This window comes from Streptomyces sp. NPDC127108 (assembly GCF_042677545.1).
Lineage (GTDB): Bacteria > Actinomycetota > Actinomycetes > Streptomycetales > Streptomycetaceae > Streptomyces.
Map to the genome: position 1 here is coordinate 67638 of NZ_JBHXTE010000026.1, position 20492 is coordinate 88129.

The following is a 20492-nucleotide window of genomic DNA, read 5'->3' on the forward strand; positions in this document are numbered from 1 at the left end:
CACGATCAAAACGCACACTGACCAGAAGGGGCGGCAGTATGACCGTACGTCAGAGAAAGACCCTCCAAAGGCGTCTTGCGAACCAACGCGAGCGGGTCCGAGTCCGCGACCAGCACCCCAGGATGCTCCGCGGAGTTGTGCTCAAGCTGAACCACTCGGTGGGTGAGCCATAGCCCGACGAGTGGAAGGGCGTCATCGTGACTGACCACTCCGGATTACGGCGGAGACCCCACGGCCACCATGCAGCCGCACCGGGAAACTCCAAGGTTCCCGACAGACTCATTATGCCGCCAGCGCTATGACGTCATGATGATGTTGGTCTTGGACGCCTCAACTCGCCCGCCATAGCGTCAAGTTGTTCGCACACGTAGATCGCCATGAGGAGCTTCCACCATGGGGAACAACAGTAACCGGACCCTGTTCAGGAGATTCGCTGCCCTGTCACTGGCCACCTTGGCGGTCGGCGTCTTCGCCGCGGGGGGCGCCAATGCTGATGCGTCGAAGAAGAGCCGGGTCGAGGTCATCGAACTCCAGCTCAAGGACCTCGAGTACGAGTCCGTCGATCTCGGCAAGGCGGGGCCGAGCCTGGGCGACATGAGCGTCTACTGCGCGACCGCGGTGGAGAACGGCCGCGACGTCGGACGGGGGGCGGGGACGGCCCAGGTCGTGTACGTCGGCGGTGGGAAAGTCACGTCGCAGGCCGTGATCACGATAGAGCTCAAGCGTGGCTCTCTGACCATGCAATCGCTGCGGTCGGAGGAGGCGAGTTCGCTCGACATGGCCATCACCGGCGGCACGGGCGCTTTCAAGGACGCCCGGGGCAGCGTTCGGTACTGGGACATCAACACGCCGAAGGAGAGGCTGCGCGCCGAGATCCTGCACTGAGGGAGGATGGGATCACCGTGCCCGCAGCCCCGCACTGCCAGATCGACCACCGCCGTGAAGGCGTCCTCGATGCCGGGGTGGGACCCGGGGGGGGGCAGGGGGCGTGGAAGCGGCTTGTGGTGTCGAAGACGGCGCAGGCCCACAGGGCGGGGTCCTGTCATCGGGCGGCTGTCACTCGTCGTCCGCTGTCGGCGGTGGCGGGAATGGCGACGCGCGCCGCCCTCCGCCGGTCGGCGTCAGCCTTCAGCTTGAGACTCGAGGCCCGCGTCATCGTATGGCCACCATCGTGCGGGTCGGGGGACGTGGCAAATGCTCGGGGCCCGGATCGGGGGCGTGTTCCCGAGCTCAGCTCCAGCGAGGTTCTGTGCCGCGGGTGTTCTCTATCCTCCTCGTGCCGTGCATCTATACCCGGCACAGATGCACGGCAGAGCCGTACGAGCCAATCCACGAGGCCAGGATGACCGATCCCACCAGCATGCGGCCACTCAAGGCGGAGTGTCCACGGAACGAGCGCCAGAGCCCCCGAAATCCCCGGGGCTGCTCTCGGTCCCCACTTCGTTCGGCGTTAAACCAAGGTGCCGCAGCCGTCGACCTTCCAAGGACCGGGCCGACTCGGCCCGTCCGTGTCGGACGGCCGACATCGCGGCCTGGCCCGTCTACGGGTTCCCGGCCAGGAACGGCAGGACCACGTCGGCCATCTCGTCGGGTACTTCCTCGGCGAGGTCGTGTCCGGCGTCGAAGACGTGCCCGGTGACGTCGTGGGCCATGAGCCGCATCTGGGATTCGTTGCGGTCGCCGATGAAGGCCGAACCACCGAGCGCCAGCACCGGGATGTCCAGCTTCTGCTGTGCGGCCTGCCGGTTCTGTTCGGCGTCGACGAGCATCGCCCGGTATATCGAGAGCATCGCGCGGATGCCGCCGGGCATGGAGTAGCAGCGCACGTATTCGTCGACCGCGTCGGGGGTGGCGGTGTCGGGGTGGTTGCGCTCGAACTTGATCATGTAGGTGATCAGCTCGCGCTCGTGTCCGGCGATCAGCATCTCGGGTACGTCCGGCTGGAAGTAGAAGCCCAGATGCCACAGGTGCAGGCCGCTGGCGACGTTCTCGGGGGTGAGGGCGGTGTGGTCCTCGAAGCCGAAGCCGGGGAACAGGGCCTCGGCGAACACGAGAGCGTTGACGTGGTCGCGGTGGCGGGCGGCGAGCTGGTAACCGATCACCGCTCCCCAGTCCTCGCCGATCACGGCGTACGTCTCGTGTCCGAGGTGGGTCATCAGCTCGGCGATGTCGTCGCTCATCGTGGCGGAGTCGTAGCCGTCCGCGGGGCGGGCGGAGTCGCCGAGGCCGCGGAGGTCGGGGACGACGACGGTGTAATGGGGCGTCAGCTTCGGGACAAGGTGGCGCCAGTGGTAGCTGGTCTTGGGCACGCCGTGCAGCAGCACCACGGCGGGGCCGGACCCGGCCGTCCGGTAGTGCAGACTCGTTCCGTTGACGGCGGCACGGCCGGTGCGCAGGGGTGTTGTGGTGTGGTCGTACATCATGACGTGGGCGCTTCCTGTCCTGGGTGGGTCGGTGCTGGGGGACGCTGTCGTCGTGGCGGGGGCGGGCGCCCCATTTTCTTGATCGATCGTTACGGATTCGGGGTACGCGAAACGCCCGGCCAAGGCCGCGGCCCCCTCAGTCGAGAGCGGTCAGCGCGACGTCCACGAGGGGTTCGAGTGCGGAGGCGTCTGGCGTGATCTTCGAGGAGACCAGCAGCCCGTTGAGGAAGGTGACCAGGAACGCGGCGACCGTGTGTGGGGCGTGCCGCGCCGCGATCTCGCCCCGCTCCATGGCGGCCAGCAGTACTTCGGTCAACGCCTCCCGGCTCGCGTCCTGCATGTCGCGCACGGTGCGGCGGGTCGCCGCGTCCTGGGGCAGCCGCTCGCAGACGGCGTTGACGGCCAGGCAGCCTTGGCCGCCGTGCCCGACGGCGATGCGGATCCGCTCCGTCAGCAGCGTACGGATCGCCGCGCGGGCGTCCGCCCCCTCCTCCAGACTGCGCAGGGCGGCCGCGGCGAGGGTGGTGCGGTAGTGCTCCAACGCGGCCCTGTACAGGCCGTCCTTGTCGCCGAACGCCGCATACAAGGACCCCTGTCCGATCCCCAGGTGCTGGGTCAGATCGCGCACCGAGGTCGCCTCATAGCCGCGTGTCCAGAACAGCTCCATCGCGCGGCTCACCGCCACCTCGGTGTCGAACTCCCGGGTCCTTGCCATGACTCCACCGTAACTTATCTGGATCGTACGATCAAGAAAGCATGAACGCTGGACTGGCGATGCGCTGAGCCGCTGGTCGGCCTCGTCCAAAGCAGCGGCAGCCGGGTCACGCGGTTGGTGCAGGCCCCCGCGAGCCGGGATGGTGACGCGGACACTCTAGCGGCCCAGGTAGTTGAGGTTCACATGCCAATCCCCGCAAGAGCAACGGATGTTGTCGAGCTGGGGCGATGGGCCGGTTACTCGGTGGGCTGTGTGGGCCGGGGCGGCGCGGGCGTGGCCGTCGCCTCCGCTCGCTCCGGTCGTGCCAGGTGCGGGTCTTGCCGGTCTTGCCTGGTCAACCGCAGTGCAAGCGCGGCAATCAGTGCGCAACCGGTCATGCCGAGGAAGAGCGGCGTGGCGGTGTGGTCGCCCGCGATGCCCATCAGGGGAGCGACGGCCGCGCCGAGGACGCTCTGCAGTGTGCCGAGCACTGCCGAACCGGTACCGGTCGCGTGCGGCACGCGTTCGAGGGCGAGTGCGGTGGCGGTGGCGAAGACCTGCCCGAGGCCGAGGAAGCCAATGCCCACCAGGCCCAGGGCCCACACCCGGTTGAGGTTTCCGGTGGTGGTCAGGAGCAAGGCGGCAGCGCTGGAGACCAGCAGCGCGGCGAGCCCGGCGTTGAGCAGCGGCTGGGAACCGTAGCGGCTCACGAGGCGGGTCGCGGCGAGGCTGGAGGCGGTGGCGGTGAGTGCGCCGATGGAAAACGCCAGGGATGCCTCGCCGACGCTGAAGCCCAGAACGTTCTGCAGCAGGAAGGGGGATGCGGCGATGTAGCAGAACAGGGTGGTGCTGGCGAAGCAGAAGGCAAGGGTGTAGCCGAGGTAGGAGCGGTCGGTCAGGACTGAAACGGCGGCCTTGAGTGTGCCGCCGATGCCGTCGGCCTGCCGGCGTTCGGCGGGCAGGGTCTCCGGTATGAGGAACAGTGCGGCCATGAACATGAGCGCGGACGCTCCGGCCAGCACCCAGAAGACCGCGCGCCAACCGCCGGAGCTGTTCACTATCGCCCCGCCGGCCAGTGGCGCCACGATGGGGGCGATGCCCCCCAGGGCCATCAGCATGCCGAAGATCCTCGCGGCGGCCGTGCCGTACGCGATGTCCGAGACCACGGCCCGTCCGACGACCACACCTGCGGCCCCGCTGAACCCCATGAGGAAGCGCAGGCCGGTCAGAGGTCCCAGTGAAGGAGCGACCGCGCACAGCGCCGTCGCCAGTGTGCAGACGCCGGTCCCCACGAGGATTGGCTTCCGGCGTCCGTACCGGTCGGAGAGCGGCCCGAGTACGAGCTGCCCCGCCGCGAGCCCGAAGAGGAAGGCAGTGAGGGTGAGTTGGATGCCCGCGGCGTCCGTGGCCAGATCCCGGGCCATGGCAGGAAAGCCCGGAAGGTACATGTCCGTGGACAGCGGAACCACGAACGAGAGCAAGGCGAGGGTCGCGGTCAGGCGGCCCGGCGGGGACAGCGGGGACGGCGGCGCCGACTTGCTGGCGCGGGCGGGGGCATGGGAAGTCATGGTCGCTCCGGAGAAGGAAGGGTCAGCAGACGCGATGACTGTAGATATATATCTATAGCAAAAGCTAGGATGGGTGGGTGCCCAAAGGTGATGCCGAACTCCACGACCACGCACTGCTGCGCGAAGCCAGGCAGCTGACTCCCGCGATCTATGCCCTCGCTCGCGTTCTGCGGTTGCGAGGGGTCGACGAGGCGGGCCTGCTTCCCCTGCCGCCCTCAGACCTGGAGGTCCTGCGCTACGTACTGGAATCCCCGGGCACAGGAACGAGCGCAATCGCGCGCGACCTCGGGCTGCACGGGAGCAACGCCAGCACGACCGTGCGAGGCCTGGTCGCCCAGGGCCTGCTCCGCCGCGAGACCGACCCTCAGGACCGTCGGGCCGTTCAGCTGTACCCGACGCTGGACGCCCAGCACGGAATGGCGCGGATCGAGAACGCCTGGGCCGTCCTGTTCGCCGACGCCCTGGCCGCACTGCCCGCCGAAGACCGTGCCGCACTCGCCGCCGCAACGCCCGCACTGCGTGCACTCGGCTCCACTTTGCGAGACCTCCGCAACACCGCTCGCGACTGACAGTGCCCTGAGCGCCCAGTGCCGATGAACGATCGAATGACGACAGGCGCCGCGCGCGTCCAGCCGGGGCGGCGGTCAGGACAGCGGCAGGTGCAGGAGGCAGATGAGCGCGGTGACGATGGCGCAGTTGACGCCTGAGGAAACACCTAATGGGCCGTGCCAGAACGAACGCGTACGCGGCACACGACGGGCCGCGCCGCTGCGGATGGACGGGCGCCGGGGCGGCTGGGACGCGATCGAGAACCTGTGGGCCGCGGGCGAGTTGACGGATGAGGCGTTCGAGGACGATGTCATCGTGGCTGACATCGGGGAAGGCGCCGACGGGTGGGACTTCCCCGGAAGCACCTGCTCCGTCGAACTCCGGTAACTCTCCCTGCAGGCCTGGCCCTCCTGCCGCGATCACGTTCACCATGGGGGCACATGGCGGAGCCTCCGGTGGCTGTGTTCGCGGGAGCGAGCTCTGATCCACTTACTGTGGTGCAGTCGCAGTGTGTGATGGCGGCGGCATGTCTCCATCAAGGCTTCTGAGGCAGCGATCATGCGGCTACGGTGCGGTGATGAGTGATGACTCTCTCTTGGGCCGTGTTGTTCGCCTCATCTCGTTGTCCACGGATCATGCGGAGGCGTTGTTCGCCTCTGCATCGGATCCCGAGGTCTGGCGTTGGATGCCTCGGCCTCGGCCTGGCTCCTTCAATGAGATGCGGGCGATGATCAGTCAGATGCTGACCGATCGGACCCGACGGTGTTTCGCGGTCCAGCGATTGGCAGACGGGGCGGTGATCGGTTCAACCAGCCTGTATGAGCTGGACCTTCCCGAGGGCCGTGCCGAAATCGGGGCTACCTGGTTCGACCGATCCTGTTGGGGCGGCCCCTTCAACGCCGAGTCGAAGCTCCTGCTGTTCGGGCACGGCTTCGACGATTTAGGACTTGCTCGGATCGCGTTGCGCACAGACAACCTCAATGTGCGGTCCCAACAGGCATTGACGCGCCTGGGACTCACCTATGAAGGAACGCTACGGAGCCACATGGTGCGCCAGGACGGAACGCGCCGTGACTCGCTCTACTACAGCCTCCTTGCCGACGAATGGCCATCGGTGCGCGAATCGCTGCTCACCCGAATCACGGCCAAGGCCACCTGAGTCCGCCGATGCCCCCCCCCCGCATACCCGGGCGGCGCGGCACCGACGACGGTTCCGGTGGGGGCGGTGACCATGACGGTGGCGAACCCCGCGCCGAGTACCGCGAAGGCCGCACCCATGACCATCCACGTGCTGGACGGACCGAGCCGGGACAGCTCGGCGATGCCGGTGACGACGAGGGCCGTACCAGCGATCGCGCTACGGCGCGGGCCGTACCGGCGTAGTGAAGGTGAGCCGAAACCCTGTGGAGCCCACCTGCATGGCGTGGAATGATCTTGGGTGACTGCTGACGGAAGGGAAGGCTGGAAACGTGTACGTCCCGTCATCTGCACGAGCCCTTGATGATGACGAGCGTGAGCTCGTGGAGCTGGCACGCCGCACCATCGACGCGCATACCGACGCCGGGCCCGACGAAGACGGGATCCACACGGTGGGCGCCGCGGTCATGGCCGCCGACTACCGGATGTTCGCCGGCGTGAACCTCTACCACTTCACCGGCGGACCCTGCGCCGAACTCGTGGCCCTGGGAGCCGCGCGGGCCCAGGGCGCCCGCCAGATGCGCTGCATCGTCGCTGTGGGAAACCACGGGCGCGGGGTCATCGGCCCATGCGGGCGCGATCGGCAGGTCTTCGTGGACTACTACCCCAGCATGCGCGTCATCGTGCCCACGCCCGCGGGGCTCAGGTCCGTTCTCGCCGCCGACCTGATGCCGTTGGTTCAGCGATGGACCCCGGAGGCGGGCATGAACGGTCTCGACCCCTCGCTCTACCAAGACCCCGAGACGGCTGGTCCCCCGATCATTCGGTTCAACCCCCGCTACCTCGATGTCATCCGCTCCGGCGCCAAGACCAAGACCACCCGCTTCCGTGACCCGGCCCAGCTCGGGCCGGCACGGCTGGTGTTCGAGAGCGACCCCGAAGTCGTCTTGTCGGCAGAGGTGACCGGCATCAGGCACTGCCTCGTCAGCGACCTCACCAACCAGGACGCCCAAGCCGAGGGGCTGACAACCGCAGCCGAACTCCGGGAAGTCCTCAAGGGCCACTACCCAGATCTGGCGGGAACCGACGAAGTCGACGTCATCACCTTCCAGATCAACGGCAAGACGGGCGCCGCGTAAACCACGGATGCGCCGACGACGACTGGGCCGCGAGGTGACGACGAGCACGGATGGGGGGACAGGATCATCCCGCTGCCCTGATCGGCTTACCTCGGCTGGACTACAAAATCAGCGTTCGTCCGCCTCGCTGCTTTGGGCAGCCCCGTCCGAAGCGACAAACTCCTGACTGCACAGATCTCGAAAATCAGAACCCTCCGAGGCTGAAGCCTCGGGCGGAGCCGGGGGCAGGGCATAGTCTTCCGAGGCGCGCGGAGGGTGGGGCCCTCCCCGTGCGTCCAGGTCCAGGATCGCGCCGACCGGTTCGTCGTGGTCGCCGAGGGCGACGTTGTCGCTGTCGATGGCGTACCCGATGAGGCCGAACATCTGGTGGACCAGGTGGCCCTGCTAGACGGCACTCAGGCGGGCGGGTCCGGCGCGACGGGTTCCTGTCCGAGGCTGACCGGCTCCTGCTGCCCTTCTGCTTCTGCGGTGCGGTGGGCCTTTTCCGCGTTGACCGCCTCGGCGAGCCGACGCGACCAGGCGGTGCAGATCGGCTGCGGGTCGGGCTCAGCTTGTTCCTTAACCTCTTCCGTCACGTTCGGTGAGATTCGCGGGGCGCTTGACGCTTTTCCCCACTTCGCAGCAGGTGGTGAGCCGCCGGTTTCTGGAGCCGGGTGGGCGTCCGGGGCCGGGACGGCTGGGTTTCACCCCATGGGTCGGGTGAGCGAGATGGGGGCGAATGTGCCGGAACCCTCGGCGGACGCGCGTCGGTGTGAGGGTTGGGCCGGGCTTGGTGCACGTATCCCAGGGCTTGCGCCGGTCGGCTGCTATCGGTGCGGCGAGGCGGAGTTGGGTGTGTGCGGAGATCACCAGACATGTCCAGCGATCTGCTGCCCGTGAGTCACGTAACTGCGGCCTTGTCCAGCCGAGCAACGGCTTGTACTGGCGGAAGGTGTGCTCCAGGTCGAATCTGCGCAGGTAGCAGGACCAGACGAAGTCGACGTCTTTCGGGCTAGAGCCGATCGCCGAGGACCACAGCCAGACTGGCGGGGCGTCGCGGCCGCCAGACCACCAGGCCCTTGGACTCCACTGCCAACAGCTACACCCTCAGCCAACTCAAGCCTTCGTGGAGTGGCGACGGGGTTGGCCCTGACCACCATGAGGGCTGCACCAGCGCCCCGGATGGCCGTCATTGGGCCGCGATCACAGCAGGAGTCGTCACCGCAGCCGGGCGGCAGACGAGCAGCGTCGATGCCAGCGACCAGGATGTCATCGAGACACCACAGTTCGACTTCCCGGCCTCGCGCGAGTGCCTCGCAGGGGGAACGAGGCGCCGCTACATTCGATTTATGAGTACGTCCGTCAGCTCATTGATCATTGCCGTCGTGGGCGTTCTTGGAACGCTCTTCTCCGGGCTGCTGGCTCATCGCTCTTCCGTGAACAGTAAGAAAATGGAGCTGCGGCACGTTGCTGAAATGGCCCATGCGGAACGGGAAGAAAATCGCCGACAGTCTGAGCTTGAGACGCGGAGGTCAATTTACGGAGAGCTGAATGCGGCGCTGCGAGACTATTACGCAGGCCTGCGGCTGACTCTTCTGGCACTACAGAAGGGGGACGCAACTGAGGAGCTGAGAGTGGCCGTAGGAGGCTTAAGGGATGACATCCGAGGCGTCTACGCCAAGGGGCAAATGTTCATGCCTGATGATGTCCTCGATGTAGTCGGCAACTTGGTAGCCCTCCTGCATCACCTGTACAACAACCTTGTACTGCACTGTGCCGGGCAGGATGCAGAGGAATCGCTCGAAGTGATCGCAGGGCGACTGTCGAGAGCCTCAGAAGTGCTGTACGAAGTTCGGCAGACCATGCGGAAAGATCTTGGCTTGACGTCTTCGGACGTGAACCGCCCAAGTAATTACGGTGTGTTCAACTAAGGAGTCAAGTTCATGCAGAGGTGGGATTCTTGGGTGAGGTCGAGTTACAGCACAACCGCAGGGGAATGTGTAGAGGTGTTGCGGGAGGGAAGTTCCGTTTTGGTCCGTGACTCGGCGATTTCAACGCATCTGGCTTTCCGCGTCAGTTTCGAAGCATGGGTCGATTTTGTTTCCGGTCGGCTTGCCGCTACGCAAGAGAGACCTGGACGGTGGTGGTGGTCAGCACGCTGACCACCACCACCGCCGTCCGTACAAGGAGCGGAACGTCCCCTGCCCGTACGTCACGCCGGGCCGCCAGTATGCGCCGCGGACGCGTGCGCACAGCGAGACGGTGCTGCGGAGCTTCTGTGCCTTTCCCGTCGAGGCGTTCATGGGACCTCTGGGCAACCCGTTCCCGGTGGTGCGCATCGCATCACTTTGCTGGATGGAAGGTGTAGGTGAAGCGGTCGAAGTCGAGGGTCCAGGCGTACTGGGCGAGGAAGGCGTGGGAGAGCAGTCCGTCGATCGTGATGCCGCCTATGCGGGACCAGGGTGCGGTTCTGGTCGGGGCGATCGCCAGGAGGTGGTTGGGCTGCTCCAGCGGTCCCAGGCGCAAAGGGGTGGCGGTCTTCAGATGGGTGGTGTGGAGGTCGGCGCGGGGGATGCCCCATGAGCGGTACTGGGACCTGGTGGCCAGCACGGCCGCTTGCCTTGGCGTGCCGTGCTCGTCCTCTAAGAGGTGGACCAGTCCGGAGTCGATGAAGAAGGTGAGATCTCGGCGTGGGCCGAAGCCGCCTCTGGCGAACATGTAGTGGTCGGCCCGGAGGTTGAACGGGACGCGGGTGCCGCCCGGGGGAGCGTGGTGTCCGCGCGGGGTGAGGAGCAGGTGGCCTGCAGGGGTGTCGATGGTGGGCAGGAAGCGCTGCAACAGGTTCGTGCCCATGATGACGATGTCCTGTGGACCGGTCAGAGTGGGGAGGATGTCCACGGGGATGTTCGTCAGTTCCGCGCGGCCGAGGCCCAGTTCGCGCACGATGCCGGTGCGGGCCTGCGTACGCGTGAGGCCGTGGAAGCGGAGGCCATTGGGCAGGGACATGATGCCTGCTGCTGCTGCCGCCGCCCGCCGCGCGCTCATCACCAGGAATGCGCCTCCAGTGTCCAGGTGGAGCAGGGTCCGACGGCCGTTCAAGGTGCCTTCGACGGCGGGCAGATGGGGAGCCAGCGGATGGTCTTGGAACGGGAGCGTTACGGGCTCGTCGGCCTTGACCGTCATCGGGTGATCGCGTCGCAGGGTGAGGCCGGGCGGGACGCGTCGACGACGGCGCAGGTGCTCACAGGCCCTGTCCGCCTGATCCAGATGCAGCCAGGCATGCCCCACCGGCTCGTCGAGCGTGCGAAACCGGAACCGGCCCCTGTCGGCGAGAGACTCGTAGCGGGCCAGGTCCTGCACGAACCGGCCGCGTACGAGGTCGGTCAGGATGAGCAGAGGGTCGTCTCCCGCCTCGGCCGCCCGGCGCGCCGCCTCCTCGACGTCCCCTGCGGCCCAGGCCCGCCGAACCGCACGGGTCTCGCGATGGCGCGGCATTGTCATACGGCCTCCGTCCCGGGTGAATGGCTCGACGGCGGGATGGTCGGACGCTCGGGCCTGCTGCTGCCGGTCCATTCGTTGGTCCAGTACTGCAGCCAGCGCTCCCTCCCCAATCGGCGTCATTCCGTAATTACGTAGCAACGTATTTTCGTGGAGAGGTGCCGTCAAGTGGCAGCGAACCGGAGGACTCCGCACAAGCCCCGGTCAGGTGCACGGATGTTCTGGCCTGGCATAGCGGTATCCGCCATCAACTCTGTCCGGGGCGCTGCTCCAGAGGCGGACCTGAGTCTGTGTGGCACTGTCAAGCGGCTCGTCAGAACCATGGACATGCAGGTACCTGCTCCTCTGATGCGAGTTATTGGTGGTGGCAAACACAGCCAGGCGGGTCAGGCGGCTTCGGCTGGTTGGAGGAAGACTTGGTTGACTAGCCGGCGGGCGGCCCGGGGGAGCGGGCCATGTCGGGCAGACGCAGAGGCGGGAACGCCAGGTTGCAGGGCCAGAGCCAGGCTTCGCCGCCGTCGAGGTGGAGCTTCTTGATGGTGGCTTCGCCGTCGTCGGTGAGGGCGAACAGCTCGCCGTGGCCGACTGCCGCGCGGGGCATCGGCAGGAGGGCCTGGACGTCGTCCTGCTCGGCGAGCAGGGGCGTGCTGGCGGCGATCCGTCCGAGGAGGGGAACTTGGGCGACGGCGGCTGCGCGCTCGGCTTGGTCGAGGTGGGACGCAGGCGATCGCAGCGCGCACCAGGACGGGGGCGAGCGGAGCCACCGTGTGGTCAGCGCCCGCAGAGAGAAGGGGAATCCGTTCGGATGGCGGGGCTCCCGTCCGATGGTAACAACTGTTACCGTCGAGGTATGGCGAAACCACAGCTGGGCGCACGCCTCGACAAAGAAACCCTGGACCTCGCCAAGGCCCGCGCCAAGGACCGTGGCCTGAGCCTGGGCGACTACCTCGCTGTGCTCGTCCGTGAGGACGCCGACGGGCTGCGGCAGCGGGGCTTGGACGCGGCACGCCGCTTCCTCGACGAGCACCAGGCCGTCTTCGACGAGGCCGAAGACGCCGATCGTCACCTGCCCGGAACGCACGCCGCGTAATGGACCTGCACATCGATGTTCCTTGGATCCTGCACGTCGTGCAGCTGGCCGGGGCCGGCGATCCGGCCCCCGACGACTACGGAGTAGCCGTGGCCGCGGTCGCCTGCCACCGCGCCGAGCTGCTGGAAACCCCGGTCTACGACGGCCCCTACGCCCGCGCGGCGGCCCTGGTGCACATCCTGGGTCGCTGCCGCTGGCTGGAACGCTCCAATCTGGCCGTCGCCGCCGCAACGGGTGTGATGTACCTGGAGGCCTCCGGGGTCCCGGTCAAGCCCACACGCGAGAACGCTGTCGCCCTGCGCGACCTGCTGCGCGATCCCGCCTGCACCGCAGCCAGAATCGCCACCCTGCTGCGCGCCTGGCCGCGGGCCACCTGACCCGCCCCGCCACCGGGCAAGGGAGTGGCAACCGCTCGGAGGCTCCGAGTGCCGGTTCTGCTCCAGTTGATTGCCACCCTCGACGCACTCCCGGCAGCCTATTTCGCTCCTCTTCCGTCGGGCGTCCATGGAGCCATACGCTCGTGTGGCGAGCTCAGCCGCTCTGCCCTGATGTCCGTACCGCCGGGGGAAGTCGTGGACGTGCCGATGCTGATCCTGCTGGGGGCGGCGGGCGGAGCCCTGCGTGGACTTCTGGACGTCTACAACCGGTTCTTGGACTGGCAATCGGATCGCCGTATCCACAGGCAGTCATCTCCCGGTCAGGGGGATCAACCACTCCGATTCCAGGAGTACTTCGACCCCGTCGCTGACCCGGTCGCAGCCGTCGTGCACAGCGCTATGGGCGCGGGGGCCGCAGTACTGTTCGGGACGACGGGACAGATCAGCGGCGCCTATGCGGCCGTCGTCGTCGGCATCTCGGCCCCGGTGATCCTGACCCAGCTGGGCCGCGTCCAGTCGGTGGACGAAGCGGTCACCGGCACGCCACAGACAGCGGGTGCAGAGGGGACCGCCCCGCAACCCATGCCGCAGGCCCCGACGGTGCCCGCAGGAGCCGTGGCTGCTGGCGAGCCCGGCCCTGAGGCGCGACCCAACGCCGTCCGTCCGGACCTGGCAGTTGCTCAAGCACAGTCGGACGTTCGGGCCGCAGGCAGTGGAGAAGGTTCGGTGCACGGAGCGGGTAGCCAGAGGACGTCGCGTCTGCCTCAAGGACCCGCCATCACTGAGGAGGGCACGACGCCATGATGCGCTCCTCTGCGACCCGCATCGTCACAGCGATCCTTGGCAGTAACCGGTCACATGACCGGCCTTCATCCGTTGCTTGGCAGCGCCGTCTGCCGCTGGGGCGCCGTCTGCTGGCCTCGGTGCTGGGAGTCCGGGCTCGCCCAGCGGGGCCGCCCCGCGCTTCCGCGCGAGATGCGGCTGCCTGCAGTGGTCCTGCCGGCACCAGCAACCCCGACAGCGACCTCGCGGCGGGCTCCCGTGCGGATGACGTCTCCGGCTCGGCCAGCCCAGGCCCTGACTCCGCGGGTGCCGCAGACTTATCGGGAGGCAGCACACGCCGACGGGAACCCCGCAGGCGCCAGGGCGCGCCCGGCGCAGTGCAGATCGGCTCGATTTCCGGAGGCGCCCAGGCCATCGGCAACCACGTCACGGCCGCCTCGACCAACTACACGGTGTCTGTCGAACGGCAGCATGAGCAGGTGCTTGTGGCCCTCCGGCAATTGCGCGAAGAGCTTCGGATTGGAGAAGTGCGCACGGCGCAGCAGGCGGAGCTCGATACCCAGCTGGCGGCAGTGGAGGGGGAGATCGTCCGCACGGGACGCAGCAGCGCGGCAGCGCTCAACCGCCTCCGCTTCCTCCTCGAGTACCACCGTCCCAATGACGCAACGGCCGCCGCGGCTACCAGAGTCCTGATGGCCATCGCCCAGGTTCCAAGTTGACCCGCCAGTCGGGTTGCCCGTCAGTTGCGGACTGGGGCAGTTCCTGACCCGCACCTTGCTCGACAGCTTGACGTCGTCCAGGCTGGCGCCGATCACTGAGGACCACAGCCAGACCGGCCGAGCGTCGAGGTCCCCGGGGCAGGTGGTCGACGTTGAGGCGGATCAACGTGCCCTCGATGACGGGGAGTTCGTTGTCGTGGTCGATCCACGCGGACCGCTGCTGCAGACGGGGGTGGAGCCGGTCCCAGGCACGGGCCTCGGCCTTGCCGTAGCGGGCCGTGTCGTTCACTGTGACCACGGCCGGATCGGGCCACGACTCGGGACGGGCCAGGCTGAACTCCTTGCCGTGCCGGGGCAGCCGGCCGCCCTCGGGATCGTAGACGCGTGGCAGCTTCGGCAGCCGCAGTACGCGGTCCGAGCGCAGGCGCCCAACCAGCTCGCCGGGCAGGTCGCGCAGCACCCAGGCCAGCCGCATCACGTCGTAGCCCGCGTCCATCACGACCAGGACGTCCCGATCGCCACGCTGCCACTGACCGGCCGCGATCAGCCGCTGGACCACGGCCCGCAGCTGGCCGACGGTGACGTCCGCGGCGTCGTCGGCGGGCCCCAGCCTGCCCACGTCCAGGACCTGGGTCCACGAGGTGCGACCCGGCGCCAGCGCGACGACGAACGAGTACGGCCAGCCCGGGATGATCTGCGCAGCCTTACGAGAACGGCCGTGGACGTGGCAGAACAACCACTCCGGTGAACAGGCCGCATCCGAGCACAGCCACGAGTAGACCTCCACGGCGAGCACGATCCGATTGCCGAAGCGCGGCATCGACAGGGAAACCAGCAGGTCACGTAGGGCTACAGTGTCAAGGCGGCCGTGGTTCAACGCGCCGTACAGCGAGCCGTAACCACGCTGATGCTCGGCGAGCAGCGATAGCTCGACCGGCGTCCGCGTCGGACCGTCCGTACACAGCAACGCGTCAGTCACCTCGAAGAACGCGTCCGCCCGCGCGGACAGACACCCGTAGAAGGCCGTCCGAAAGCGGGACAGTTCCGCGAGCGCCTCCCGCCCGTCGATTTGCGGCAACACACTCATCCGACCCACAGCCTTCATACTGAACTCACATACGCGGTAGCGGAGTTCAGAATCGCGAGGAAGTCCGCCTCGCACCCTGCAATCACTCCAAAGAGTGACGATGCGGTCGGGGTGGAGGTTAAGGAACTTCCCAATAGCGCTCGTCAAGCAGTTGCGGGGATCGGGGGACGGAGTTCGTAGGACGTGTTGTCGCGGATCACGGCCCAGAGGACGTTGAGGCGTCGGCGGGCTAGGGCCAGCAGGGCCTGGATGTGACTCTTCCCTTCGCCACGTTTGCGCTGGTAGTAGTGCTGGGAGACGGGGCAGCAGCGGAGGCTGGCCATCGCGGCGAGGTAGCAGACCCGCAGCAGGCCGCGGTGGTAGCGGCGGGGCCGGTGCAGGTTGCCGCGGATGCGGCCGGAATCGCGCGGGTCCGGGGCCAGTCCGGCGAAGCCCGCCAGCCGGCCCTGGGTGCCTAACGCTGTCAGGTCTCCTCCGGTGGCGGCGATGAACTCGGCCCCGAGGCGGGGTCCCATGCCGGGCAGGGTCTCGATCACTATGGCGTGCGGGTGGTCGTGAAATCGAGCCTCGATGAGTGCATCGAGTTCGGCGATCTCCGTGTCCAGGGCCAGCACGCCTTTCGCGATGCGGGCCACCATGTCGGCGGCCAGTGTCTCTCCGGGCAGCGCGGTGTGCTGGGCTTCTGCCGCATCGAGGGCGGTCCGGGCGAATGAGGAAGGGTTCCTCACGCTGCGGTTCTTCAGCCAGGATTCGAGGCGACGGATATCGATGCGGCGGATCGCGCCCGGCGTCTGGTAGCCGGTCAGCAGCACAACCAGCCCTCGGCCCTTGCGGGTCAGGGCACGTTCCAGGGCCGGGAAGATTCCCAGGAGTTGTTCGCGCAGCCGGTTGATCTGCCGGGTGCGGTCGTTGACGAGATCGAGGCGACGGCTGGTGAGGATGCGCAGGTCGACGGCCACCTCGTCGCCGGGCCGGAGCAGTCCGAGGTCCTGGCGCATGCGGGCCTGGTCGGCGATGACGTGGGCATCCTTGGCATCGGTCTTGCTCTAGCCGCGGTAGCCGGCTGCGGCGCGGTGGACGGTCAGGCCGGTGAGGTAGACCATCGGCTGTCCCTGGTCGAGCAGGAGCCCGATGAGCAGAGCGGCGCTGCCATGGTTGGTGTCCATCGCCCACAGGGTCTTGCCCGGGTCGGCGAGAGCGAGCACGTCGCGGATGAGCTCCAGCCACTCGGGCTCGTCGTTGCCGACGCGGCGTGACAGCCGCCGTTCGCCGCGGGCGTCGAGTGCCACGCAGTGGTGATGCTCCTTGCCGATGTCGACTCCGGCCCAGATCGTGAACATGGCCGCCTCCGCCAGTTGCTCGTTCTGTGATCCCGCGGACGGCCTTGCCGACGTTGTCCTACACAGCGATCAAGTCGCGTATCCCAATGAGCGGTTGTGACCGTCATGGGCTCCGGGCGGCCAAGTTTTTCATCCTTCAGACGGCGTCAAGCTCATAGCCATACCCGGAGTCCTCGGGCTCACCGATCCTACGAATGACCGGCGTGGACCAGTGCGGGAACGGTAGGACCAGCTCACCGGTTGATGCGGCCCCTGGCGGCGGGGGGGGCGCGAGCGCCGACCGCCTCGCGCAAGTCAGCAGTGACCAGGGAGATTTCCCGATGCTCGTGGCGGCGATCCACGTACCGCGCGTAGAGCACTCGGCGGCGCTGAGCCTGCGGCTGCCCCCAGCCGGGGCGGTCCACGATCCGGTGACGCGTCGATAGCTCAGGTCAGGAGTGGTCCCAGTGGTCCCGCACGATCCGGTACACCGTGTAGATCGGACCGAGCCAGCGTGCGAGCCGGTAGGGGCGGCTCTGGTCGCCGCGGCAGTGATGGTGCCCGGCTGGATTCTGTGCCGTGCTGCTCTTCTTCTTCGCCATCGGGGTCTCACCTCTTCCGGGTTCCCGACAGTGCGTACGCGAGAAGTACGCCCAGGTGGACCATGGGGATGGCGATGGCGCCGAGCCCGGCGTCGTCCAGGCCGAGTTGCTGGATCGCGTAGCGCACGAGCAGGAAGCCGTGCGGGGAACGTAGGCGCAGCGGTGCGGTCGTCAGAGCCGCGATGATGGCTTCGGTGACGACTGGAGCGAGGGCCCTCGCCCGGGCCGTTGTTGGAAGGCTGATGGATCCGGTCATGACGCGCCTCGCTGTTCTTGTCGTGTGAGTGCGTTGGGCGGGCCGGCCGGTGAGGGCCCCGCACGCCAAGGGATGGGTGGCAGCCCTCATCGTGCGTACGCGGGTTGGAGGACTGGTTGGAGTCGCCGTTGCAGTCGGCATCAGCCACGACCGGAGGGCAGGGCGGAACGGGCCGCTGCCCTGCGGTTGGGGATAGCCTTGACGGGAGTTGCTCCACTCGGGGGAGGGGCGATGGGCGATCAGGCCGTCTCACGGACACTGCGTTTCGAACTGCTCGGGCCGCTGCGCGCATGGCGGGAAGGGGTCGAACTCGATCTCGGCCAGCAGCAACAGAGAGTCGTCCTCGCCATACTGCTGCTGAACGCCAATCGGTCACTGAGTCAGCAGCAACTGATGAGCGGCCTATGGGGGATGACACCGCCGGCGCACGCGGTGAACCTCCTGCAGCGGCATGCCTCGGGGCTGCGCCGTGTGCTCGAACCCGGCCGGCGACCCCGTTCGCCCTCGCGTCTGCTGGCCTGGACCGCGGCCGGCTACCGGCTGACCGTGCCGCCCGACCGGCTGGATCTGCACGACTTCGACCGTGAGGTGCAACGTGCCCGTGCCGCGCGCAGGGCGGGGGACCTGCCCGCGGCGGCCTTAGCGCTGCACGAGGCGTTGGGTCTGTGGCGCGGGCAGGTGTGTGAAGGGTTGTCCGGGCCGTCGGTCGAGGCCGAACGGCAGCGGCTGGAAGAACGGCGGCTCAAGGTGCTGGAGGAGCGCATCGAGGTGGATCTCGGGCTCCGTGACCCCTTCGACCTGGTGGGTGAGTTGCGCCGGCTCGTGGCCGATCAGCCGACACGGGAGAGTCTGCACGGCCTGCTCATGCTGGCGCTGTACCGTGCGGGCCACCAGGCCGAGGCGCTGGCCGCCTTCCGGCAGGCGCGCCGGAGCATCCGCGAGCGGGTCGGGACCGAGCCCACGGGACGGCTGCAGCGGCTGCACCAGCGGATTCTCGCAGGGGACCCGGCACTTGACGTACCGCAGCCGGGCTCGGCAGCTGCGTCTGCGGCCGGACTGGGCTCAGGCCTAGCAGAATTGGGCTCAGGTGCGGCAGGACCGGTTTCCGATCCAGCAGGACCGGGTTCCGTTCCGGCAGGATCGGGTTCCGTTCCGGCAGGAACAGGCCCGCAGCAGCCCGACCGCACCCGGCCGCACCACCCTCTGGTTCCCGCCCAACTGCCGCACCGCATGCGGGACTTCGTCGGCCGGGCAGACGCGCTCGCCCGGCTCGACGCCCTCCTGCCCGGTGAAGGCCACAGCACCGGGGGAGCCGTGGTGATCACCGCGATCGGCGGGACGGCCGGCGTCGGCAAGACCGCGCTCGCGGTCTACTGGGCCCATCGGATCCGGGGCCGGTTCCCGGACGGACAGCTGTACGTGAACCTGCGCGGCTTCGATCCGACCGGTTCGCCGATGCACCCGGCCGAGGCCGTACGGGGATTCCTCAACGCTCTGGCCGTGCCGCCGGAACAGATGCCTCTCGATCCCGAGGGGCAGTCGGCGCTCTACCGGACCCTGCTGGCGAGCCGCCGCATGCTGGTCGTGCTCGACAACGCGCGCGATGCCGAACAGGTACGTCCCCTGCTGCCGGGTTCATCGGGCTGTCTCGTCGTGGTGACCAGCCGGAACGACCTCGCCGGTCTGGTGGCCACGGGAGGCGCCCATCCGGTGACGGTCGACCTTCTCTCCACCGCCGAAGCACGCGAGATGCTCGCCCGCCGCATCGGCCGGCGTGAGGTCGACGCGGAATCGGTCGCGGTCGACGACATCATCGCGTCGTGCGCCCGGCTGCCGCTGGCTCTGGCGATCGTGGCGGCGCGTGCCGCACTCCATCCCGGCTTCCCTCTCGGGTTGCTGGCCAAGGAACTGCACACTGCCGACGGCGGGTTGGGCTCGCTGGACGGCGGCGACCCGGCCTCCAACGTCCGGACGGTGTTCTCCTGGTCGTACCACCGTCTCAGGGCCCCCGCGGCCCGGCTGTTCAGGCTGCTCGGCCTGCACCCGGCCCCGGAAGTCGGTGCACTGGCCGCAGTCGCGCTGGCCGGACTCCCGCCCGCGCAGGGCCGCTCGCTCCTTGCCGAACTGTCCCGCGCGCAGCTGATCACGGAGTGCGCGCCCGGCCGCTTCACCCGGCATGACCTGCTCCGCGCCTACGCGGCGGAACGCGCCCGCACGCAGGACACGGACGCCGAGAGGCAAGCGGCGCTCCGCCGCATGCTCGACCACTATCTGCACACCGCCTTTCACGCCAGTGCGCTGCTCAACCCGCACCGGGACGATCCCATCGAACTGGCCGGTGCCGACGCCGCCGTTCCCGTCGAGCGGTTCGCCGATCACCGTCGGGCGCTGGAGTGGTTCGTCCGGGAGCACACGGTCCTCCTCGCCGTCATCCGGCAGGCCGCCGACGGCCGGACGGATGGCCATGCCTGGCGCCTGGCATGGACCCTCAGGCCCTTCAGCGATCGTCAAGGTCTCTGGCACGACGCGGCGACGATCGACCGGACGGCCCTGGCGGCTGCCTCCCGTCAGTCCGACACACGGGGGCAGGCCGTCATCCATGGGTGCCTGGCGTACGCCTATATGGGGCTTGGCCAGTACGGGAAAGTGCACCGTCATGCGGACCGGGCTCTCGCTCTGTTCGACGAACTCGCCGACGCCACCGGCCAGGCACACGCGCACCGCACATCGGCATGGGCTCTTGACCAACAACACCGCTACCAGGAGGCACTTGCTCACGCACAACAGGCCCTGAAGCTCTTCGAGACGGCCGGACATCGCACGGGTCAGGCGCGGGCGCTCAACGCGGTCGGGTGGTTCCACTCCCAACTGGGCGACCTCGAGCAGGGTTTAGCCTACTGCCGGCGTGCGGTGGAGCTGCAGGAAGAGCTGGGCGACCGGTTCAACCAGGCCGACACGTGGGACAGCCTCGGCTACGTCCACCGCCGGCTCGACCGGCGCGAGGAGGCGCTCGCGTGCTACGAGAAGGCGATCGAGCTCTACAGGGACATCGGGGACCGGTACAACGAAGCGAACACCCTGTGCTCCCTCGGCACGCTCCATCGCGACATCGGTGATGTCCGGGCGGCCCGCACCAGCTGGCAGGACGCCCTGACGGTCCTCGACGAGCTTGGCCACCCGGACGCGGTACAGGTGCGCGCCGACCTGGCCCGACTGCGGGATACGAGATCCGTCCCTTGAGGGACGGCCGCCGACTCCGTCGGCTCCGCTCT

The 20492-nt window shown here is 68.0% G+C and carries 21 protein-coding genes and 1 pseudogene; 11 read left to right on the top strand and 11 right to left on the bottom strand.

What is annotated here, in order from left to right; genetic code table 11:
• Positions 1–393: 393 nt before the first annotated feature.
• Complete coding sequence (locus ACFVHO_RS22795) at positions 394–885, top strand: hypothetical protein (protein ID WP_385717460.1); 492 nt, start codon at positions 394–396, stop codon at positions 883–885.
• A 656-nt stretch (positions 886–1541) separates the two neighbouring features.
• On the opposite strand, the gene ACFVHO_RS22800 is transcribed toward ACFVHO_RS22795, so the two are convergent.
• From ACFVHO_RS22800 to ACFVHO_RS22810, 3 genes are all read right to left on the bottom strand, one after another.
• Complete coding sequence (locus tag ACFVHO_RS22800) at positions 1542–2423, bottom strand: alpha/beta fold hydrolase (RefSeq protein ID WP_385717463.1); 882 nt, start codon at positions 2421–2423, stop codon at positions 1542–1544.
• A gap of 136 nt (positions 2424–2559) precedes the next feature.
• A complete protein-coding gene (locus ACFVHO_RS22805) occupies positions 2560–3138 on the bottom strand; it encodes a TetR/AcrR family transcriptional regulator (protein WP_385717466.1) in 579 nt (192 codons plus the stop codon).
• A gap of 236 nt (positions 3139–3374) precedes the next feature.
• Positions 3375–4685 (bottom strand): multidrug effflux MFS transporter, encoded by a 1311-nt coding sequence (locus tag ACFVHO_RS22810; RefSeq protein ID WP_385717469.1) that lies wholly within the window; start codon positions 4683–4685, stop codon positions 3375–3377.
• A gap of 77 nt (positions 4686–4762) precedes the next feature.
• Between ACFVHO_RS22810 and ACFVHO_RS22815 the strand changes: the two genes are divergently transcribed.
• The 4 genes from ACFVHO_RS22815 to ACFVHO_RS22830 all read left to right on the top strand — a co-directional run bounded on the left by ACFVHO_RS22815 (position 4763) and on the right by ACFVHO_RS22830 (position 7510).
• Positions 4763–5254: a MarR family winged helix-turn-helix transcriptional regulator gene (locus ACFVHO_RS22815; protein WP_385717472.1), complete on the top strand. Its 492-nt coding sequence runs from the start codon at positions 4763–4765 to the stop codon at positions 5252–5254.
• Between the two features lie 103 nt (positions 5255–5357).
• The gene (locus ACFVHO_RS22820; RefSeq protein ID WP_385717474.1) at positions 5358–5621 is read left to right on the top strand and encodes a hypothetical protein; all 264 of its coding nucleotides are present in this window, start codon (positions 5358–5360) and stop codon (positions 5619–5621) included.
• A 190-nt stretch (positions 5622–5811) separates the two neighbouring features.
• The gene (locus ACFVHO_RS22825) at positions 5812–6393 is read left to right on the top strand and encodes a GNAT family N-acetyltransferase (RefSeq protein WP_385717477.1); all 582 of its coding nucleotides are present in this window, start codon (positions 5812–5814) and stop codon (positions 6391–6393) included.
• Between the two features lie 310 nt (positions 6394–6703).
• On the top strand, positions 6704–7510 hold the full coding sequence (locus ACFVHO_RS22830) for an ASCH domain-containing protein (protein ID WP_385717480.1): 807 nt from the start codon (positions 6704–6706) through the stop codon (positions 7508–7510).
• Positions 7511–7618: 108 nt separating this feature from the next.
• Here the strand turns inward: ACFVHO_RS22830 and ACFVHO_RS22835 are convergent, their stop codons facing one another.
• A complete protein-coding gene (locus tag ACFVHO_RS22835) occupies positions 7619–7873 on the bottom strand; it encodes a hypothetical protein (protein ID WP_385717482.1) in 255 nt (84 codons plus the stop codon).
• 32 nt (positions 7874–7905) lie between these two features.
• The gene (locus tag ACFVHO_RS22840; protein WP_385717484.1) at positions 7906–8085 is read right to left on the bottom strand and encodes a hypothetical protein; all 180 of its coding nucleotides are present in this window, start codon (positions 8083–8085) and stop codon (positions 7906–7908) included.
• A 483-nt stretch (positions 8086–8568) separates the two neighbouring features.
• Here ACFVHO_RS22840 and ACFVHO_RS22845 point away from each other — a divergent pair, with 483 nt between their 5' ends.
• Both ACFVHO_RS22845 and ACFVHO_RS22850 read left to right on the top strand, forming a co-directional pair.
• Complete coding sequence (locus ACFVHO_RS22845; RefSeq protein ID WP_385717487.1) at positions 8569–9420, top strand: hypothetical protein; 852 nt, start codon at positions 8569–8571, stop codon at positions 9418–9420.
• Between the two features lie 12 nt (positions 9421–9432).
• Positions 9433–9651 (top strand): DUF397 domain-containing protein, encoded by a 219-nt coding sequence (locus ACFVHO_RS22850; RefSeq protein ID WP_385717490.1) that lies wholly within the window; start codon positions 9433–9435, stop codon positions 9649–9651.
• A 181-nt stretch (positions 9652–9832) separates the two neighbouring features.
• Here ACFVHO_RS22850 and ACFVHO_RS22855 read toward each other — a convergent pair whose 3' ends face one another.
• Positions 9833–10990 carry an aspartyl protease family protein gene (locus ACFVHO_RS22855; RefSeq protein ID WP_385717493.1) on the bottom strand — a complete coding sequence of 386 codons (1158 nt, stop codon included), beginning with the start codon at positions 10988–10990 and terminating at the stop codon, positions 9833–9835.
• 421 nt (positions 10991–11411) lie between these two features.
• Positions 11412–11588 carry a LexA family protein gene (locus tag ACFVHO_RS22860; protein WP_385717495.1) on the bottom strand — a complete coding sequence of 59 codons (177 nt, stop codon included), beginning with the start codon at positions 11586–11588 and terminating at the stop codon, positions 11412–11414.
• Positions 11589–11837: 249 nt separating this feature from the next.
• Between ACFVHO_RS22860 and ACFVHO_RS22865 the strand changes: the two genes are divergently transcribed.
• The 3 genes from ACFVHO_RS22865 (at position 11838) to ACFVHO_RS22875 (ending at position 13956) form a co-directional block, all read left to right on the top strand.
• Complete coding sequence (locus ACFVHO_RS22865) at positions 11838–12077, top strand: hypothetical protein (RefSeq protein WP_385717498.1); 240 nt, start codon at positions 11838–11840, stop codon at positions 12075–12077.
• Complete coding sequence (locus ACFVHO_RS22870) at positions 12077–12454, top strand: fic family toxin-antitoxin system, toxin component (protein ID WP_385717500.1); 378 nt, start codon at positions 12077–12079, stop codon at positions 12452–12454. Before ACFVHO_RS22865 ends, ACFVHO_RS22870 begins: the two co-directional genes overlap by 1 nt.
• Positions 12455–13614: 1160 nt before the next feature.
• A complete protein-coding gene (locus tag ACFVHO_RS22875) occupies positions 13615–13956 on the top strand; it encodes a hypothetical protein (protein WP_385717502.1) in 342 nt (113 codons plus the stop codon).
• Here ACFVHO_RS22875 and ACFVHO_RS22880 read toward each other — a convergent pair.
• From ACFVHO_RS22880 to ACFVHO_RS22895, 4 genes and pseudogenes are all read right to left on the bottom strand, one after another.
• The gene (locus tag ACFVHO_RS22880; RefSeq protein ID WP_385717505.1) at positions 13916–15043 is read right to left on the bottom strand and encodes a transposase; all 1128 of its coding nucleotides are present in this window, start codon (positions 15041–15043) and stop codon (positions 13916–13918) included. The genes ACFVHO_RS22875 and ACFVHO_RS22880 overlap by 41 nt on opposite strands.
• A gap of 143 nt (positions 15044–15186) precedes the next feature.
• Positions 15187–16383 (bottom strand): annotated as a pseudogene (locus ACFVHO_RS22885) (IS110 family transposase).
• Positions 16384–16814: 431 nt separating this feature from the next.
• Entirely contained in the window at positions 16815–16964 is a 150-nt protein-coding gene (locus ACFVHO_RS22890) for a hypothetical protein (protein WP_385717507.1), read from the bottom strand.
• Positions 16965–16971: 7 nt separating this feature from the next.
• A complete protein-coding gene (locus ACFVHO_RS22895) occupies positions 16972–17220 on the bottom strand; it encodes a hypothetical protein (protein WP_385717510.1) in 249 nt (82 codons plus the stop codon).
• 231 nt (positions 17221–17451) lie between these two features.
• On the opposite strand from ACFVHO_RS22895, the gene ACFVHO_RS22900 reads away from it, so the two are divergent.
• Positions 17452–20460, top strand: coding sequence for a BTAD domain-containing putative transcriptional regulator (locus tag ACFVHO_RS22900; RefSeq protein ID WP_385717513.1), 3009 nt, complete (start codon positions 17452–17454; stop codon positions 20458–20460).
• The last annotated feature ends 32 nt before the right edge of the window (positions 20461–20492 follow it).

What these genes read in the sequence shown, in the direction of transcription:
- ACFVHO_RS22795 (WP_385717460.1), top strand. Translation starts at nt 394, where the DNA reads ATGGGGAACAACAGTAACCGGACCCTGTTCAGGAGATTCGCTGCCCTG.
- ACFVHO_RS22800 (WP_385717463.1), bottom strand. Translation starts at nt 2,423, where the DNA reads ATGATGTACGACCACACCACAACACCCCTGCGCACCGGCCGTGCCGCC.
- ACFVHO_RS22805 (WP_385717466.1), bottom strand. Translation starts at nt 3,138, where the DNA reads ATGGCAAGGACCCGGGAGTTCGACACCGAGGTGGCGGTGAGCCGCGCG.
- ACFVHO_RS22810 (WP_385717469.1), bottom strand. Translation starts at nt 4,685, where the DNA reads ATGACTTCCCATGCCCCCGCCCGCGCCAGCAAGTCGGCGCCGCCGTCC.
- ACFVHO_RS22820 (WP_385717474.1), top strand. Translation starts at nt 5,358, where the DNA reads ATGAGCGCGGTGACGATGGCGCAGTTGACGCCTGAGGAAACACCTAAT.
- ACFVHO_RS22825 (WP_385717477.1), top strand. Translation starts at nt 5,812, where the DNA reads ATGAGTGATGACTCTCTCTTGGGCCGTGTTGTTCGCCTCATCTCGTTG.
- ACFVHO_RS22835 (WP_385717482.1), bottom strand. Translation starts at nt 7,873, where the DNA reads ATGTTCGGCCTCATCGGGTACGCCATCGACAGCGACAACGTCGCCCTC.
- ACFVHO_RS22850 (WP_385717490.1), top strand. Translation starts at nt 9,433, where the DNA reads ATGCAGAGGTGGGATTCTTGGGTGAGGTCGAGTTACAGCACAACCGCA.
- ACFVHO_RS22855 (WP_385717493.1), bottom strand. Translation starts at nt 10,990, where the DNA reads ATGACAATGCCGCGCCATCGCGAGACCCGTGCGGTTCGGCGGGCCTGG.
- ACFVHO_RS22860 (WP_385717495.1), bottom strand. Translation starts at nt 11,588, where the DNA reads ATGCCCCGCGCGGCAGTCGGCCACGGCGAGCTGTTCGCCCTCACCGAC.
- ACFVHO_RS22865 (WP_385717498.1), top strand. Translation starts at nt 11,838, where the DNA reads ATGGCGAAACCACAGCTGGGCGCACGCCTCGACAAAGAAACCCTGGAC.
- ACFVHO_RS22870 (WP_385717500.1), top strand. Translation starts at nt 12,077, where the DNA reads ATGGACCTGCACATCGATGTTCCTTGGATCCTGCACGTCGTGCAGCTG.
- ACFVHO_RS22880 (WP_385717505.1), bottom strand. Translation starts at nt 15,043, where the DNA reads ATGAGTGTGTTGCCGCAAATCGACGGGCGGGAGGCGCTCGCGGAACTG.
- ACFVHO_RS22890 (WP_385717507.1), bottom strand. Translation starts at nt 16,964, where the DNA reads ATGGCGAAGAAGAAGAGCAGCACGGCACAGAATCCAGCCGGGCACCAT.
- ACFVHO_RS22895 (WP_385717510.1), bottom strand. Translation starts at nt 17,220, where the DNA reads ATGACCGGATCCATCAGCCTTCCAACAACGGCCCGGGCGAGGGCCCTC.
- ACFVHO_RS22900 (WP_385717513.1), top strand. Translation starts at nt 17,452, where the DNA reads ATGGGCGATCAGGCCGTCTCACGGACACTGCGTTTCGAACTGCTCGGG.